We start from the raw sequence: 16,197 nt of genomic DNA, 5'->3' as shown, positions 1-16,197 counted from the left end.
ACTATGCATAAGCGATTGATATCGGCCTTCGTGGCCTTAGGGTTAGGATTATCATCGGCGGTTTATGCTGATGAAGGGTTTGATAAATATGTCGAAGGACTAAAAGTAGAAGCCCAGGAAAAAGGAATTTCAGAGTCGATTATCAACTCTGCTTTTGATGGCATTACGTTTGTCGAACGAGCAGTAAAAGCGGATAAAAATCAACCAGAACGTAAATTGACACTGGATGAATATATTCCGCGCGCGGTACCAGCTTGGAAAGTAAAACAGGCGAATGAGCTTTATCATAAGCATAAATCGACGCTGGATAAAATCGGTCAGCAATATGGGGTGCAGCCCCGCTTTATTGTTGCCTTGTGGGGCGTGGAAAGTAATTTCGGGCGCTTGATGGGGAATTATAATGTGGTTGAAGCTTTATCGACCATGGCTTATGAAGGTCGTCGTGAGGCATTTTTCCGCGGGCAGGTAATGGCAGCGCTGGAGATATTGGATGCTGGCCATATTAGCCCTGAGGATATGAAGGGCTCTTGGGCAGGCGCGATGGGGCAACCTCAGTTTATGCCAACGTCGTTTTTGTCTTATGCAGTTGATGGCAATAATGATGGAAAGATTGATATCTGGCAGACAGAGGCCGATGTTTTTGCTTCTGCTGCGAATTATTTAAAACAAGCGGGCTGGGATGATAAATATACCTGGGGCCGACAAGTTTCACTGCCAACTTCTATCAATGCTTCGTTGATGGGGGTTGAAAAGAGTAAAGCCAAAAGCTTAGCTGACTGGCAACGATTAGGCGTTCGTCGCTTCAATGGACAGGCACTACCGAATGTCGATATTGATGCGTGGCTTATTCAACCGGATGACAAACATGGCCGGGCTTACTTGATCTACGGTAATTATCAGTCCTTGCTTAACTGGAACCGTTCACACTATTTTGCTTTGGCGGTAAGCCATTTAGCTGATCAGATTCGCTAGTTTCATGTTATGAAAAAAATCCAGACCAAAAGGTCTGGTTTTTTATGCTTTAAAGAAAGTAACGAGTTTCCCTATAATCGAAATGATGGCTCAAAATGAACGACTCATTATTGGGTATTATTAACTCGTCGAGTTAATTTTGTCATGGTTATGTGGTTGGTGTTGTTGTTTTTTACCTTACATATCAAAAGCTTATATTTATCAAGGGTGCTTTCCCTAGCAATAAAAAAACCCGGCTATAGCCGGGTTTTTTAGATATTCGCAAGATAATTTGAATGATTAGATTTCAAATTCTTCTAGAGACTTACCTTCGTCAAGTGCTTTTTTCAGAGCGCTTGGTGTACGGCCTTGGCCAGTCCAAGTTTTCTTGTCACCGTTTTCATCGATGAAGGAGTATTTTGCTGGACGCTGTGCGCGTTTCGCTTTAGGTGCTTTATTTAGAGTCGCTAGAAGCTCTTCTGGGTCAATACCATCAGCAAGAAGCATTTCACGGTATTGAGCTAGTTTCTCTGTACGTTCTTTTTCTTTTGCGACTTCTTCAGCTTCAGACTCTTCACGTTCAGTAACAACCGTTTGAAGTTTTTCTAGCGCTTCCTGTAGTTGTTCAAGAGAATATTCACGAGAAAGGGCGCGAAGGCTGCGAAGGTTTAGTAGCGCTTTCATTGCATCAGACATTTTTTATTTCCTGTAGGCCTAAAACTATAATTTAATAATAGCAGTGACAATTCAATAATTGCAATAATAATACTTTTAATACAGCGATGCCAATTAAAAAATGAAGGGTTTATTTGTTTTTTCGCCAATTATCGGGTTCATTTCTCATTTGTAATAGAATGTAATGGTTGAGATGAGTAAATAATCTTATCTACAATCATCAGACGTTGTTAAATATTTGCCATCAATTTCATATGCGGCGAGTATGAAATTTTGCTTTTAATTGTATAATTATTGCCCCCTGCGGCAAGACTATTCACTATTTGTGTCATTTTTTTCATATTAACTTGTTGCATTTAGATGTCTATTCCGTAGAATTGACCAGACCTAGACTAAGGGTAGAGGCGCATCGTCTATAAGTAGTAAATCGTAGGGTGATACCGATGAGGATTTACGAAAGGAGCCGTTGCCGAAGTAAGCTCGGACTATCAAGCCAGTTTGCTGGTGTTGTCACCGAACAGGGACAACACTGCCATAGTATATAATTACATTAACTATGGAGCGCTACTGTGGAGTCGGGAAAGGATAATGTCTTCTTCCTAATGCTCTTCTATATACGACAAGATGTCGTGTAAAACAGTAGATCTCCAACCAGGATCGGTTGTAGTCGAGATCATGAATATTGTAGATTTTTCCCATTCCGCCATGTCATTGTTGCCACCTTTGGTTGCACTGGGCTTGGCAATCCTTACACGACGCGTTTTAGTTTCTTTGGGTGTTGGTGTCCTCCTGGGCGCTTTCCTGTTAACTGATTTTTCGGTTGGCGGCACCGCAAGTTACATTGGTACCACGGTTAAAGGGCTGTTTATTGATGACGGCGCCATTAACAGTTGGAACATGAGTATCGTCGCCTTCCTTATTTTGCTGGGTATGACCACAGCATTGCTGACACTTTCTGGCGGTACCCGTGCATTTGCAGAATGGGCACAAACCAAAATCAAGAGCAAGCGTGGTGCCAAACTGCTGGCTGCTTTCTTGGGTGTGTTTATTTTTGTTGATGATTACTTTAATAGCTTGGCTGTTGGTTCGATCTCTCGACCAGTGACAGACCGCTTTTATGTGTCTCGTGCCAAACTGGCCTATATCCTTGATTCAACAGCAGCACCAATGTGTGTATTAATGCCAGCTTCAAGCTGGGGTGCTTACATTATCACCTTGATTGGTGGTATTTTGGCCTCACATGGCGTGACGGAATATACTCCGCTGGGCGCATTTGTTCAGTTGGCTCCAATGAATTTCTATGCAGTTTTTGCCCTGCTGATGGTATTCGTAGTGGCTTGGTTCCAAATTGATGTGGGCCCGATGAAAAAGCACGAGCTGGAAGCCAGTCACTGCCGTGGATTTGACGAAGGTGATGATGATAGCCGTGCCAAAGATCTGAATGACGAACTTGAAATTGAAGAAAGTAAAAATGGTCGTGTTGCTGATCTAATCATGCCAATCGTGACACTGATTGTGGCGACCTTCTTCTTTATGATCTTTACAGGTTACCAAGCACTGGCTGCTGATGGTCTCGCATTTAGCGTTTTAGGTGCCTTTGAGAACACTGATGTGGGTATGTCCTTGGTATACGGTGGTTTGGTGGGCTTTGCTGCCGCACTTGTTCCGGTTTTCCGCCAGCGCATCCCGATGGCCGATGTGTCGTCTACGTTGTGGATCGGTGCTAAGTCAATGTTCGGCGCGATTCTAATCCTGCTGTTTGCATGGAGCATCGGTTCGGTGATAAGCGATATGGCGACAGGTAAATACCTGTCGACCATGGTGGAAGGTAATATCAGCCCAATGTTGTTGCCGGCTATTCTGTTCTTGCTTGCGGGTTTGATGGCATTCTCAACCGGTACGTCATGGGGTACGTTCGGTATCATGCTTCCAATCGCCGGTGATCTGGCAGCTGCGACGGATATTATGTTAATGCTTCCTATGCTAGGGGCCGTATTGGCGGGATCGGTCTTCGGTGACCATTGTTCTCCTATCTCTGATACGACAATCCTGTCGTCGACAGGTGCGCGTTGTCACCATATTGATCATGTATCGACTCAGTTACCGTACGCCTTGTCGATGGCCGTGGTATCAACCATTGGTTTCTTGGTTCTTGGTTTCACCAGCTCTCTGGCGGTGTCGTTCATGGCCGCAACCGTTGCCTTTATCGTGGCTTGTGCCGGATTGTCATGGTTATCTCGCCGTCCTCAGGAAGCCGCGGCTAGCGCTTAATCCTGACGGTGTGAATATGGAAAAAGCCTGTATTTAATACAGGCTTTTTTCATTTCAGTGAGGTGAGCGGTTTTACCGGTATCCAGTTACAAAGAAGTTGAGCTTGCTCCTTTTAATCTGAAGGGCTTTTCTGTAGCATCTCGGCTGATTTTTCACGCACCAACCGTATTACTAGGGAAGCTTAATGGCCCAGATGTATTTCTATTACTCGGCAATGAATGCGGGTAAGTCGACAACATTATTACAGTCATCATTTAACTACCGCGAGCGGGGAATGACGCCGGTGATTTTTACCGCGGCCATTGATGATCGTTATGGCAAAGGCATGGTCAGCTCTCGAATTGGTTTGCAAGAGGAAGCTGAGCTCTTTAATGCAAGCGATGATCTGTATACCCGCCTGCAAGATATGCATTCAACACAAAAAGTTGACTGTGTATTGATAGATGAATGCCAATTCTTAACCAAAGAGCAGGTTTACCAATTGACGGAAGTCGTCGACAAGCTCAATATTCCTGTACTTTGTTATGGCTTGCGCAGTGATTTTCGCGGAGAGTTATTTGCAGGAAGCCGTTATTTGCTTGCGTGGGCCGATAAATTGGTTGAATTGAAAACCATCTGCCACTGTGGCCGTAAAGCCAATATGGTGATCCGCCAAGATGCCAGTGGTAAAGCGATTGCTGACGGTGATCAGGTCGAGATAGGCGGCAATGACCGTTATGTATCGGTATGCCGAAAGCACTACAAGGAAGCCCTTGAGCGCTAAAGATTGCATTCCATAAAAAACCGGCCAATGATGGCCGGTTTTTTTATTATTGGCGTGTTAATAAACGCTATTTTACTTATGGCGCTCTTGCAACTTGGCCGTGACATCCGACAGCGACATGCCCTGATCTTGTAGCAGTACCAGTAGGTGATAGATCAAATCGGCGGACTCACAGACTAATTCCGCCTTGTCACCCGACGTTGCCGCAAGCGCGACTTCAACGCCTTCTTCCCCCACCTTCTGCGAAATCCGCTTGGTCCCGCGAGCATACAGGCTGGCGGTATAGGACGATTCGGGATCGGCACCTTTACGAGAAGCCAGGAGCTGTTCAAGTTGATGAAGAAATACCAGAGCGGGTTGTTCAACTTGCCCTTCCTCTGCAGTATCGCTGTCAAAGCAGGTGATAGTGCCAGTGTGGCAGGTTGGGCCGATAGGGTCGACTTTCACCAGTAGGGTATCTTGGTCGCAATCGAGCTTGATGCTCTTGAGTTGCAGCACGTTGCCGGACGTTTCCCCTTTGGTCCAAAGGCGCTCTTTGGTGCGGGACCAGAACGTCACTTGCTGGGTCTCGAGGGTTTTGCTCAAAGCCATGTCATTCATGTACCCCAGCATCAGAACCTGACCGCTGGTGTTGTCCTGCACGATAGCCGGAACCAATCCATCTACTTTGTCCCAATTAATGCTGTTTGCTAGGCTCATAGTCGGATCTCCACATCTTGTTGTTTCAGATATTGCTTGAGGTCACCAATATTGATGATTTGTTTGTGGAACACCGATGCGGCGAGGGCACCATCGACATTCGCTTTGTTGAAGGCATCGGCAAAGTGCACCATCTCACCGGCACCGCCTGAGGCAATAAGTGGCACATGGCAGACGTCGCGTACCATGTTGAGCTGGGTGAGATCGTAGCCGTTGCGAACCCCGTCTTGGTTCATCATGTTGAGGACAATCTCACCGGCACCGCGGCGTTGGACTTCCTGTACCCAGTCGCGGGTTTCCCAGCGGGTGGCCTTGGTACGGCTCTCGTCGCCGGTGAACTGGTAGACCTGGTATTTTCCGGTCTCGGCATCAAAGTAGGAATCGATACCCACCACGATACATTGCACGCCGAATTTATCAGCAAGCTCAGTGATCAAGTTTGGATCGGCCAGGGCCGGTGAGTTAATCGAAACCTTGTCAGCCCCAAACTGTAGGATACGGCTGGCATCTTCGGCAGATTTGATCCCGCCGGCAACACAGAAAGGGATGTCGATCACTTCTGCCACGCGGGCAACCCAGCTTTTGTCTACCACCCGGCCATCACTGGATGCGGTGATATCATAGAACACCAGCTCATCGGCACCTTCTTCGGCATAGCGTTTGGCCAGAGGGACGATGTCGCCGATGATTTCGTGGTTACGGAATTGCACCCCTTTGACCACCTGACCGTCTCTGACATCAAGGCAGGGAATAATTCGTCTAGCTAACATGGTGTTCTCTCCTTGCCTTATTCTGCCCAGCAAGCAAAGGCTTGCTCGGCGGTGAACTTGCCATCCAACAGGGCACGACCGACGATGACACCGGCAACGCCTGAGCCTTTCAGGGCGGCGATATCATTGAGTGAACCAATGCCGCCCGATGACTGGAATTGTACTTGCGGATACAGAGCGCAAAGGTCTTGGTAAAGCTCAACATTGGAGCCTTCCAAGGTGCCGTCACGGGAAATGTCGGTGCACAGCACATGCTTGAGGCCGACGGTCAAGAAGTCATCGAGCAGGGCTTCGATTGTCACGCCCGAGTCCTCCTGCCAACCCGATACGGCAACATTACGCTTGCCTTCGGCATCAATATTGATATCCAGTGCCAGCACAATACGCTCAGGGCCGTATTTTTCCATCCAGCTTTTGACAAGCTCAGGTTGCTTGACGGCTGTCGAGCCGATCACCACGCGCTGGGCGCCAGCATTGATTAAATCGGCCACGTCTTGCTCGGTGCGAACACCGCCGCCAATTTGGATATTGGCAGGGGTGCTAGCCAGTAGCTTACTGATCAACCCCAACTGGCGCGCCGCGGTATCTTTGGCACCGGTAAGGTCAACCAAATGCAGCCATCCGGCACCGGCTTGGTGATAAAGGTTGAACTGCTCGGCAGGGTCAACTTTGTATTCGGTGACCTTACCGTAGTCTCCCTGAAATAAGCGGACGACCTGACCGTCAATTAAATCGAGTGCGGGGATAATCATAATTCGTCCTTGTCCTTACATTTCCAGAAAGTTTTTGATCAGTTGCGAGCCGGCTTTGCTTGAGCGCTCCGGGTGGAATTGCACACCGAAATAATTGCCGCTTTGTACCGCTGCAGTGAACGGCTGTCCGTATTCGCAACGGGCAATAGTTCGGCCGGTCTGCGATTCATTATTTTTATCAGCATCGGATTGACCGAATACCGGCATCGCATAGCTGTGCACAAAGTAGAAATAGCTTTCTGCTGGGATGTCTTTAAAAAGAGGGTGCCCAGCGTCGGCGGCGACGGTGTTCCAGCCCATGTGGGGGAGGGGGAGCTCGCCGGTTTGCATTTTTTTCACTGGCGCGCCGCACAGGCCAAGGCAATTGACCTGCTCGGTACCGCTTTGCCCTTGCTCTTCCGACAGCTCACCGAGAAGCTGCATTCCCAAGCAAATACCCAGCAGCGGCTTATCGACCTGCTTTACTAGGTTAATAAGATCACGCTGTTCGAGATTTTTCATGGCCTCGCTGGCCGTCCCGACGCCCGGCAAGAAGAGTTTGTCTGCTGCCAAAACGACCTCGGGCTCTTTACTTACCGTTACCGGGTAGCCTAGGCGTTCGATGGCAAACCGTACTGAAGACACATTGGCACAACCGGTATCGATAATGACGACTTGTTGGTTAGGCGCTGACATTACAATACTCCCTTGCTGCTTGGCAGCTCGTTACCTTCCACCCGAATCGCTTGGCGCAGGGTACGGCCAAAGGCCTTGAATAGGCTTTCGACAATGTGGTGATCATTGTTGCCGGTCGATGATAGGTGCAGGGTGCATGCTAGGGTATCGGTCAGCGAGCGGAAGAAGTGCGAGACCATTTCCGTCGACAAATCCCCTACCTGCTCACGGCTGAACGTTGCGTCGAACTTCAAGTATGGGCGGCCAGATAGATCCAGTGCACACTGGGCCAGGCATTCGTCCATCGGCAGGCTAAAACCAAATCGGCCGATCCCGCGCTTGTCACCCAAGGCCTTTTTCAAGGCTTCGCCCAATGCCAGTGCAGCATCTTCTACACTGTGGTGATCATCGATGTGAAGATCGCCATCAACGGTCAGCTCCATACGGAAGCCACCGTGGGTCGCGATTTGATCCAGCATGTGATCGAAAAAGCCAAGGCCTGTGGCAATGTGATTGCCGCCGGTCTCATCAAGGTTGACCTTGACCCGGATATCGGTTTCTTTGGTGGTGCGTACCACTTCGGCGATCCGCGGGTGGGTCGTTAGATCGTTAACGATCTGCTGCCAGTTCATGCCGTTCTCTTCGGTAGAGTTCGGGTTGTACTGGATACCACGGATAGCCATGTTTTCAGCGAGCTGGAGATCGGTGTGGCGATCGCCGATCACTGCCGATGTTTCGAAATCCACCTTGCCTTGCTGAAGGTACCCTTTGACCAGTCCAAGTTTTGGTTTGCGGCAGCTGCAGTTGTCTTCATCGAAGTGCGGGCAGATCAGTACATCGTCGAATTTCACCCCTTGCGATTCGAAGATCTCCATCATCATGTTATGCGGGGCATCGAACTCTTCCTGTGGGTAGCTGCTGGTGCCAAGGCCGTCTTGGTTGGTCACCATCACCAATTTGTAACCGGCATCCTGAAGCTTTAGCAACGCAGGGATCACAAAGGGCTCCAGCTTGAGCTTGTCGAGGCGGTCGACCTGGAAATCAACAGGCGGTTCAACAATCAGGGTGCCGTCACGGTCGATAAATAAGATTTTTTCCTTGCTCACAGTGTTGTCCTTTCTCTTAGTTTTGTCCTAGCTGCTCTCGGATGAAGGCCAGTGTTTTTTCACATTCGTCGCGGTTGCCGATGCTGATCCGGATACAGTTCTCGATTGGCGAGCGACGCAGGATAATGCCGTGCTCCCACAGGGCGTTAAACAGGGCATCCGCATCGGGGAATTTCACCAGCAGGTAGTTGCCATAGCCTTCAAAAACGGTCACGTCTTTTAGCATGCCAAGGCCTGCCTGGAGGTAAGCGCGGTTGGCACCGGTATCCAGTACCTGAAATTTGGTTCTGGCACGCCCTGCAGGAGAGAGTGCTTGCACCGCGATATCGGTCACAGGAACCGGTACCGGGTAGGGGGCAATGACTTTCAGTAGCAGGTCAATGACCTCTGGGTTGGCCAAGGTAAAGCCGCAACGCAGGCCGGCAAGGGCAAAGGCTTTTGACAGCGTACGCAGCACAACCAGATTCGGGTATTGATCCAGCATATTGGCCGTGGTGGCTTCAGGGCAGAAATCAATGTATGCCTCGTCGACCACGACCAGTGCCTTGCCTTGAGTCATATCCAGCAAGGTTTCGATATCTTGACGCTTGATCAGGTTACCGGTTGGGTTGTTCGGACTGCAGATAAATACCAGTTTGACTCCATCCAGGTTGTCGCGGATGCCCTCGAGATCAAGCTGCCACTCTTCGGTCAGCGGAACCGTCTTGGTACCGACATCGAAGGTTTGCGCACTGATGGAATACATACCGTAAGTCGGCGGGCAGTATAGGATGTTGTCTTGGTTTGGCTCGCAAAATGTGCGGATCAGTAGCTCAATACCTTCATCGGCGCCACGCGAGGTTAGGGTCTGCTCTGGGCGAACACCAGCGTAATCGGCATAGGCTTCAATTAGCGCTGCTGGTTGGCAGGTGCTGTAGCGATTGAGGCGATCGCAGTTGATGTTATATTCATTGGCAAAAGGCGACTCGTTGGCATTGAGCCAGATATCACCGCAGCCACCAAGGCGGCGTGCTGACTGGTAGGGTGTCAGCTCGCGGATGGTTTTACGTGCAAGTTGGTCAATTTTCATATTATTCCTCTTTAACTGCATCGGGAGTGCCTGCTAACTTCTCGACTCGAATCGTGACAGCACGTTTATGGGCATCTAGTCCTTCGGCTTCGGCGATAGTAACAACGGTTGGTGCCAATTCCATTAGACCATCGGCACTGAGCTCCTGCACGGTCATGCGCTTGCTGAAGTCGGCTAAACCCAGGCTTGAATAAGTACGGGTGTAGCCGTACGTTGGCAATACGTGGTTGGTTCCGGAAGCGTAATCGCCCACCGATTCTGGCGACCAGTTACCGAGGAATATTGATCCGGCATTGTCGAGCTGCGATACCAGATCACGTGGGTTGCGGGTTTGAACAATCAAGTGCTCAGGACCGTAGTGGTTGGAAATCGACACACATTGGGTCAGGCTTTCGGCCACAATCAAAATACTCGAGCCCAGTGCCTGGCGGGCAATGTCTGCTCGTGGTAGGGCCTTGAGCTGTTGCTGGATAGCATCAGCAGTGCGATCGGCAATACTTGGGTCCGGTGTGACGAGGACGACCTGTGAGTCAGGGCCGTGCTCGGCTTGGCTTAGCAAGTCAGCGGCAATGAAATCAGGATCGGCGCTGCTATCGGCAATGACCAAGACCTCGGATGGGCCTGCTGGCATATCAATCGCTGCGCCGCGAAAATCATTGCTGACCTGGCGTTTTGCTTCGGTAACGAACGCATTACCCGGGCCGAAAATTTTATCGACCTTGGTCACGGTCTCGGTCCCGTAGGCCATGGCGGCCACCGCCTGCGAGCCACCGGCGTTATAGATATTGGTAATGCCACACAGTTTGGCGACATAAAGAATTTCATCGGCGATTGGTGGCGGTGAGCAAAGTACCACGTCTCGACAGCCTGCGATTTGGGCCGGAACACCAAGCATGAGAACGGTTGATGGTAATGGGGCGCTGCCGCCCGGAATGTACAAGCCCACGGAGTTGATCGGGCGGGTCACTTGTTCACACAATACCCCTGGTTGGGTCTCGACCCGCAAAGTGGGTTGTTTTTGCGCGTTGTGGAAGGTAGCGATATTTTGGTAGGCCTGCTGCAGCGCCTGTTTCATGTTATCGCTCAACCTCGCACAGGCGGCAGACACTTCATCTTCACCTACCTTGATGCTATCAGGCATAACACCATCAAATTTTTCAGTCAGCTCCAGCAGGGCCTGATCACCACGATTGCGGATCTCAGCAATCACATTAGCAACAATCGCGGTGATGTTGGCGCCTTCGGTGATTGCTGGGCGCTCAAGCAGGCTTTCTTGTTGGTTATCGCTCAGAGATTGCCACACAACGGTTTTCATTGCTTACTCCATCATTTTTTCAATTGGTAGAACCAAGATTGAGCTAGCGCCCAGTTCTTTAAGTTGTTCCATGGTTTCCCAGAACAGGTTTTCGGAGCTTACAAGATGAACGGCTACGCGGCTTTTATCTTGTGAAAGAGGTAACACGGTTGGATCTTCAGCGCCCGGTAGCAGTGCTTTGATTTGGTCAAGGCGCTCTGCCGGTGCGTGCAGCATAATATATTTGGACTCTTTGGCCTGGATAACACCCTGCATACGCGTTAGCAGACGCTCGATAAGGGCTTGCTTGTCAGCTGATAGATCACCAGTCTGCTGGATAAGCACGGCTTTAGAACGCAGGATCACTTCCGCTTCTTTCAGGCCATTGGCTTCCAGTGTTGCACCCGTTGATACTAAGTCACAGATAGCATCGGCAAGTCCAGCACGTGGGGCAACTTCGACTGAACCGTTAAGCATACAGGTACTGAATGTCACGCCCAGCTCGTCCATATAACGCTTTACAAGTTGTGGGTAGGTCGTCGCGATGCGCTTGCCTTGCAAGTCCTGAGGACCGTTGTATTGGGCGTCTTTATCGATGGCAATCGATAGGCGGCAACCGCCGAAGTCCAAGCGGCGTAATTTGATGTAGTTTGCGGGTTCACCACGGGCTTCACGCTCAAGGCCGACTTCTTCGAGTTCGTTTTCACCAATCACACCAAGGTCAACCACACCGTCCATGATCAGGCCTGGAATATCATCATCACGTACCAGCAGCAGGTCAATCGGCATGTTTTCAGAATGCACTACCAAGCGCTCACCCACCATGTTGAACTTCACGCCACAGCGCTTGAGCAATTCCTGGCACTCTTTGCTCAGGCGTCCTTTCTTTTGAATCGCAATTCGTAGTCGTTGTGTCTGCATTGTTTTAATCCCTGTTACTCGATGTTGAGCCTGAAAACGAAAAAACCCTCGGAAGATGTCTCTTCCGAGGGCCTTGTAATCTGTACTATGACGACCGCTGGAAGAGTGTTTTTGCGTCTTCCAGAGCGAGGCGTATCCTCCCGAAAGACTAATCAGGATGATGATGGTGGTGTAGGTTTACCATTGGGATACGCATAGTTATGTACTCTGTATAAATCATTATTAACGCTTGCTTGTGATTCACACTAACGAAGCTGGATTTGTTTTGCAATAGCAATTTTACGGAAATATTAAAAAATTATCCGACGGTAAACGCTGGTTGGGTGAAATGCCGCCAGTTAAAGAGGTTTTGCAATCAAATTGAACAGTTTGGTGCTGTTGTTCTACTCTGTGGTAAGACGAGTTGCAACAAGCCACTATACGAAATGTTAACAGGGGCTGGAGGGAGGGAAAGGCCAGTTAGAGTGGGATTATTCGGTTCGGTGAATAATATGCCGGTTCAAAAAGCCCCCTAGCGCTGACAGGGGGGGCTAAATGATTTCAGGTTGATATTAACCGCAGCACTTTTTGTATTTTTTGCCACTGCCACACGGGCAAGGATCATTGCGGCCAACCTTATCGCTTACTGCAGAGGCCGGCTTATGCGCTTCGATAACGGATGGTTCTGGGTATTCACCGTCGATGTAGAACCACTGTTGTTGACCATTGACCGTCTCTTTAAGAAAGCGCGACCGTTCGTGTAGGCAGTATTGCTCGTCACCATCTTGGTAAAATGCTTTGAATTCAACAAAACCCTCGCTTTCTGTCGCAATTTCACTGTTTATCACTTCCAGTCCCAACCATTGGCTAGCTACCGATTCGGCAATCGCTTCACGGTGTTCTTCTGCCTCGCAGCTAGGGTGGTAAGTTGCCACGACATAATCGACCAACCCCAGCACGTGGGCACTGTAGCGGGATCGCATTAGTTGCTCTGGGTGGGTTGCCAAACTTGGGTTTTGGTGGATAGGTTGGCAGCACTCAGCCAGTGGACGTTGGCTGCCACATGGACATGACAGGGTTTGTTGGGTCATGGTTTACTCGGTAATGTTTGTTCAAAGACAGTGGCCCATTTTAAAGAGTCGAGATAGGTCTCTGCAACGACTGATTCTTCAATTGTCAGTGCTCTGCACAGTCGTTTAATAGCTTTCCAATCAGCTTGATCGTAGGCAATGGCCAAGCGCAGTAGCCCTCCCAGGTGGCCCTTACGGCTGATGAGGGCATGTTGGACGGGTTTATCCAAGGGGAGTTGGTCAATCAGCGCTTCGATAGGTTGTTCGAGAATACTGTCGAGCAGGGAAAACAAACCCGTCAAGAAAGCTTGGTTACTGTCTAAACGAGATTGGAGTTGCTGGCTTAACTGTTCGCAAAAACGGGCTCGCTGGAGCGACAAGAAGTAAAGTGACTCGGGCTTATTCTCGACCGCATGGGAGGTTGCAACAAAGGTAACAAAACGGCGTAGCTTCTCTTCGCCTAAATACACCAATGCCTGCTTGAACGAGGAGATGGGTTTGGCGCGGGTGTAAGTCATGTTGTTAACGTGATGTAGCAACTTGTATGACAGCGTTACGTCGGTGGCAATGATTTGTTCTACCTTGCTAAAGTCGACCTCAGAACAGCTGATCTCGCGGTATAGCCTCAGGGTCGTAAGGGCAGAGGGTTTAAGTGCTTTCTTACGGACTATCTCAGGGCGGCTGAAAAAGTAGCCTTGGAACAGGTCAAAGCCGGCCTCGTAGGCCGCCGTGAATTCGTCGTGGGTTTCGACTTTCTCCGCGAGGAAGATCAGGCGGCTGCCTTTTTCTTTATGGCGGCGGATAAAAAAGCTTGCCTTGGCCAGTGGTGTGGCCCGCAGATCAAATTTGATGATGTGCACATACGGGATAAAGCGGTTCCATTCCGGAGTCGGGGTGAAATCATCCAGTGCCAAGGTGTAGCCGGCCCGGTGCAGCTCACTGACCGCGTCTAATAACTCATCATCCGGTTTACAGGTTTCCAGAATTTCAATGATGAAGCTTTTTTTTGGGAAAAGCAGTGGAATACGGTTGAGCAGACTACTGTGCGGGAAATTGATAAAGGCTTTTTTCCCCGAGGTCACATCATTATTGCCAGAGCTTAAAAAGTTGTCTGTGAGCAGGCGGTGCGTTGCCTGCTCGTCCCCAATTTCTGGGAAGCTGTTTCTCGGACCGTCTCGGAATAACAACTCATAGCCGATGGTGTCCTTATCCCGATTTAGTACTGGCTGTCTGGCAAGATATGAATTCATGTGAACAAATAGTCGTTTCTTTTGTGAGAGAATCATTACCAATGCAGTTGCATTGTAAGGCTGATGTATGGCTTTTTATGCAAATTATGACAAATATAGCCGGATTAAGACAGTGTTACTGTTTTTCATTCCTTGTCATGATTTCAGGGATAGAAATATGTTCGAGCATAATGGATAATCCGCGCCTTTCCGAAAAAATTTGTGTAACTCATGACAGTATTCACAATCATACAAGCGGGACTGCTTGTAGGTGGAATGATTTTTATCGCTATGTTGCTTCTTTCATGGCGGAAAAATCGAGTGCAGGAAGCACAAACAAAAATCCTTCCGATTGGCCTTATTGGTGGTTTTGCCAACTTTTGTGACACCTTGGGTGTGGGCAGCTTTGCCATTAAGACTGCGGGCTATAAACAATTTAAGCTGATTGACGATCAGTTTTTGCCGGGCACGCTCAATTGCCAGGCAGTACTGGCGACGGTTGTTCAATCCCTTATTTTCCTCACGGCTGTGGATGTTGACCCGACAACGTTGGTCAGTATGGTATTCGCTGCTTGTCTGGGGGCGACTGTGGGAGCGCGCTTGGTTTCAAGCTGGGATCGGCAGCTGATCCGCTTGGTCATGAGTGCCGCGTTGCTGGTGGTGGCAAGCCTGATGTTGGCCGGACAACTCAAACTTTTCCCGCTTGGCGGGCTGGAGTTGGGGCTAAGTGGCTGGAAACTGGCCGTTGCCATTGCCGGTAATTTCTTGTTTGGCGCACTGATGACGGTCGGTATTGGTCTTTATGCTCCTTGTATGACCATGGTGTACCTGCTTGGCATGCATCCGCTGGCGGCATTTCCTATTATGATGTGCTCGTGTGCGTTCCTGAGCTTCTTCTCGGCGGGCGGTTTTATCCGCATGAACCGTATTAACAGCCGTGCTGCGTTGGTGGTGGCGGTTACCGGTCCTATTGGTGTGGTCATTGCGGCGTATCTGGTGAAGTCACTGGATTTGCACTTGCTGGCATGGTTGGTGATTGGTGTGGTGCTGTATACCTCCATTACTATGTATCGCTCTTGGGCAAAAGAGCGAACGAATGCTGGCAACGAGGCATTGGCAGGTTCTGTAAAATAACGCTCTGAAGTTGAGTCACTTTCATATAAAAAAGGTACGCGATGGCGTACCTTTTTCTTTTTTAGAATGACTAAATATTCGCAAGGAAACTATTATTATCTGGGAGCTATTGCGGTTGAAAATCGCGCGTTTCGAGCTGACAGCCTTGCGGATTACAAACCAATACAGACCCATGATCATACCAGTCACCCAGCACGATGCGGCTGGCCGCTTTCTCGTCGACAAAGAGGGTATGGACATCAGGACGGTGGGTATGGCCGTGGATCATCTGCCTGACCTGATGCTCTGCCATCACGCGTACAACTTCAGTCGGAGTGACATCCATGATGGATTGGCTTTTGGTTTGATTGGTTTGGCTGCTACCGCTACGCATTTTATCACCGATACGCTGCCGATAGCTCAGTGGCAGGCGGAAGAACAACCATTGAATAAAGCGGTTATGCACTTTCTTGCGGTAACGCTGATAGCCTTCATCCAACGTACACAAGGTATCCCCGTGCAGGATCAAGGTTGGAGTACCATAGAGGTCGACGACCGTGTGCTCTGGCAGCAGTTGGACACCGGTTTCTTGGTTGAAACGCTTTCCAATGAGGAAATCCCGGTTGCCATGGATAAAATAGCAAGGGACACCGCTGTCGGTCAGTTGGCGGAAGGCCGTTTTAATTTGCTGGTGGAAAGGAGAGTCGTCGTCATCGCCAATCCACATTTCAAACAGATCGCCCAATACATAGAGGGCATCAATACCACGAGCCTCTGTGGACATAAAATGAAGAAAACAGGCGGTGATATCAGGCCTGTCGGCACTTAAGTGCAGATCAGAAATAAAAAGTGTGGTCATAGGCGGGGAGGGTGGCACATTG

General features: G+C 49.5%; 16 protein-coding genes, 1 riboswitch and 1 other annotated feature. Of the genes, 4 read left to right on the top strand and 12 right to left on the bottom strand.

The features are described from left to right. The first annotated feature begins 3 nt into the window (after positions 1-3). Positions 4-972, top strand: coding sequence for a lytic murein transglycosylase (locus tag C9I99_RS17885; protein ID WP_107350214.1), 969 nt, complete (start codon positions 4-6; stop codon positions 970-972). Between the two features lie 279 nt (positions 973-1,251). Here C9I99_RS17885 and C9I99_RS17880 read toward each other — a convergent pair whose 3' ends face one another. Continuing rightward, positions 1,252-1,647 (bottom strand): H-NS family histone-like protein, encoded by a 396-nt coding sequence (locus C9I99_RS17880; protein ID WP_107350213.1) that lies wholly within the window; start codon positions 1,645-1,647, stop codon positions 1,252-1,254. A 370-nt stretch (positions 1,648-2,017) separates the two neighbouring features. Further along, a riboswitch (Lysine riboswitch) is annotated at positions 2,018-2,201 on the top strand. Between the two features lie 100 nt (positions 2,202-2,301). Between C9I99_RS17880 and C9I99_RS17875 the strand changes: the two genes are divergently transcribed. Together C9I99_RS17875 and C9I99_RS17870 are read left to right on the top strand one after the other, a co-directional pair. Continuing rightward, entirely contained in the window at positions 2,302-3,897 is a 1,596-nt protein-coding gene (locus C9I99_RS17875) for a Na+/H+ antiporter NhaC family protein (RefSeq protein WP_107350212.1), read from the top strand. A gap of 184 nt (positions 3,898-4,081) precedes the next feature. Next, positions 4,082-4,660: a thymidine kinase gene (locus C9I99_RS17870; protein WP_107350211.1), complete on the top strand. Its 579-nt coding sequence runs from the start codon at positions 4,082-4,084 to the stop codon at positions 4,658-4,660. Between the two features lie 72 nt (positions 4,661-4,732). Here the strand turns inward: C9I99_RS17870 and hisIE are convergent, their stop codons facing one another. From hisIE to C9I99_RS17820, 10 genes are all read right to left on the bottom strand, one after another. Continuing rightward, positions 4,733-5,359 (bottom strand): bifunctional phosphoribosyl-AMP cyclohydrolase/phosphoribosyl-ATP diphosphatase HisIE, encoded by a 627-nt coding sequence (gene hisIE / locus C9I99_RS17865; protein ID WP_107350210.1) that lies wholly within the window; start codon positions 5,357-5,359, stop codon positions 4,733-4,735. Beyond that, on the bottom strand, positions 5,356-6,129 hold the full coding sequence (gene hisF / locus C9I99_RS17860) for an imidazole glycerol phosphate synthase subunit HisF (protein WP_107350209.1): 774 nt from the start codon (positions 6,127-6,129) through the stop codon (positions 5,356-5,358). Before hisF ends, hisIE begins: the two co-directional genes overlap by 4 nt. Before the next feature lie 17 nt (positions 6,130-6,146). Beyond that, a complete protein-coding gene (gene hisA, locus C9I99_RS17855) occupies positions 6,147-6,881 on the bottom strand; it encodes a 1-(5-phosphoribosyl)-5-[(5-phosphoribosylamino)methylideneamino]imidazole-4-carboxamide isomerase (protein ID WP_107350208.1) in 735 nt (244 codons plus the stop codon). Positions 6,882-6,896: 15 nt separating this feature from the next. Then, positions 6,897-7,556, bottom strand: a complete 660-nt coding sequence (gene hisH, locus C9I99_RS17850) for an imidazole glycerol phosphate synthase subunit HisH (RefSeq protein WP_107350207.1) — start codon at positions 7,554-7,556, stop codon at positions 6,897-6,899. After that, a complete protein-coding gene (gene hisB, locus C9I99_RS17845; RefSeq protein WP_107350206.1) occupies positions 7,556-8,641 on the bottom strand; it encodes a bifunctional histidinol-phosphatase/imidazoleglycerol-phosphate dehydratase HisB in 1,086 nt (361 codons plus the stop codon). The genes hisH and hisB overlap by 1 nt, the downstream gene beginning before the upstream one ends. Before the next feature lie 16 nt (positions 8,642-8,657). Next, positions 8,658-9,704: a histidinol-phosphate transaminase gene (gene hisC / locus C9I99_RS17840; RefSeq protein WP_107350307.1), complete on the bottom strand. Its 1,047-nt coding sequence runs from the start codon at positions 9,702-9,704 to the stop codon at positions 8,658-8,660. A gap of 7 nt (positions 9,705-9,711) precedes the next feature. Beyond that, positions 9,712-11,025, bottom strand: coding sequence for a histidinol dehydrogenase (gene hisD / locus C9I99_RS17835; RefSeq protein WP_107350205.1), 1,314 nt, complete (start codon positions 11,023-11,025; stop codon positions 9,712-9,714). 3 nt (positions 11,026-11,028) lie between these two features. Next, positions 11,029-11,925, bottom strand: coding sequence for an ATP phosphoribosyltransferase (hisG, locus tag C9I99_RS17830; RefSeq protein ID WP_107350204.1), 897 nt, complete (start codon positions 11,923-11,925; stop codon positions 11,029-11,031). Between the two features lie 36 nt (positions 11,926-11,961). Further along, positions 11,962-12,098: a sequence feature (His leader region), on the bottom strand. A 378-nt stretch (positions 12,099-12,476) separates the two neighbouring features. Then, positions 12,477-12,995 carry a YchJ family metal-binding protein gene (locus C9I99_RS27235; RefSeq protein ID WP_166645390.1) on the bottom strand — a complete coding sequence of 173 codons (519 nt, stop codon included), beginning with the start codon at positions 12,993-12,995 and terminating at the stop codon, positions 12,477-12,479. Beyond that, positions 12,992-14,224 carry an EAL and HDOD domain-containing protein gene (locus C9I99_RS17820; protein ID WP_107350203.1) on the bottom strand — a complete coding sequence of 411 codons (1,233 nt, stop codon included), beginning with the start codon at positions 14,222-14,224 and terminating at the stop codon, positions 12,992-12,994. The genes C9I99_RS27235 and C9I99_RS17820 overlap by 4 nt, the downstream gene beginning before the upstream one ends. Positions 14,225-14,434: 210 nt before the next feature. Here C9I99_RS17820 and C9I99_RS17815 point away from each other — a divergent pair, with 210 nt between their 5' ends. Beyond that, positions 14,435-15,337, top strand: coding sequence for a sulfite exporter TauE/SafE family protein (locus C9I99_RS17815; RefSeq protein ID WP_107350202.1), 903 nt, complete (start codon positions 14,435-14,437; stop codon positions 15,335-15,337). A gap of 106 nt (positions 15,338-15,443) precedes the next feature. On the opposite strand, the gene lpxH is transcribed toward C9I99_RS17815, so the two are convergent. After that, the gene (gene lpxH / locus C9I99_RS17810) at positions 15,444-16,175 is read right to left on the bottom strand and encodes a UDP-2,3-diacylglucosamine diphosphatase (RefSeq protein WP_107350201.1); all 732 of its coding nucleotides are present in this window, start codon (positions 16,173-16,175) and stop codon (positions 15,444-15,446) included. Positions 16,176-16,197 lie beyond the last annotated feature (22 nt).

It is taken from the genome of Photobacterium lutimaris (genome assembly GCF_003025555.1).
Taxonomy (GTDB): domain Bacteria; phylum Pseudomonadota; class Gammaproteobacteria; order Enterobacterales; family Vibrionaceae; genus Photobacterium; species Photobacterium lutimaris.
Note: the sequence above shows the minus strand (reverse complement) of the source record. Positions and strands in the feature narration are given on the sequence as shown.

What these genes read in the sequence shown, in the direction of transcription:
- C9I99_RS17885 (WP_107350214.1), top strand. Translation starts at nt 4, where the DNA reads ATGCATAAGCGATTGATATCGGCCTTCGTGGCCTTAGGGTTAGGATTA.
- C9I99_RS17880 (WP_107350213.1), bottom strand. Translation starts at nt 1,647, where the DNA reads ATGTCTGATGCAATGAAAGCGCTACTAAACCTTCGCAGCCTTCGCGCC.
- C9I99_RS17875 (WP_107350212.1), top strand. Translation starts at nt 2,302, where the DNA reads ATGAATATTGTAGATTTTTCCCATTCCGCCATGTCATTGTTGCCACCT.
- C9I99_RS17870 (WP_107350211.1), top strand. Translation starts at nt 4,082, where the DNA reads ATGGCCCAGATGTATTTCTATTACTCGGCAATGAATGCGGGTAAGTCG.
- hisIE (WP_107350210.1), bottom strand. Translation starts at nt 5,359, where the DNA reads ATGAGCCTAGCAAACAGCATTAATTGGGACAAAGTAGATGGATTGGTT.
- hisF (WP_107350209.1), bottom strand. Translation starts at nt 6,129, where the DNA reads ATGTTAGCTAGACGAATTATTCCCTGCCTTGATGTCAGAGACGGTCAG.
- hisA (WP_107350208.1), bottom strand. Translation starts at nt 6,881, where the DNA reads ATGATTATCCCCGCACTCGATTTAATTGACGGTCAGGTCGTCCGCTTA.
- hisH (WP_107350207.1), bottom strand. Translation starts at nt 7,556, where the DNA reads ATGTCAGCGCCTAACCAACAAGTCGTCATTATCGATACCGGTTGTGCC.
- hisD (WP_107350205.1), bottom strand. Translation starts at nt 11,025, where the DNA reads ATGAAAACCGTTGTGTGGCAATCTCTGAGCGATAACCAACAAGAAAGC.
- hisG (WP_107350204.1), bottom strand. Translation starts at nt 11,925, where the DNA reads ATGCAGACACAACGACTACGAATTGCGATTCAAAAGAAAGGACGCCTG.
- C9I99_RS27235 (WP_166645390.1), bottom strand. Translation starts at nt 12,995, where the DNA reads ATGACCCAACAAACCCTGTCATGTCCATGTGGCAGCCAACGTCCACTG.
- C9I99_RS17820 (WP_107350203.1), bottom strand. Translation starts at nt 14,224, where the DNA reads ATGAATTCATATCTTGCCAGACAGCCAGTACTAAATCGGGATAAGGAC.
- C9I99_RS17815 (WP_107350202.1), top strand. Translation starts at nt 14,435, where the DNA reads ATGACAGTATTCACAATCATACAAGCGGGACTGCTTGTAGGTGGAATG.
- lpxH (WP_107350201.1), bottom strand. Translation starts at nt 16,175, where the DNA reads ATGACCACACTTTTTATTTCTGATCTGCACTTAAGTGCCGACAGGCCT.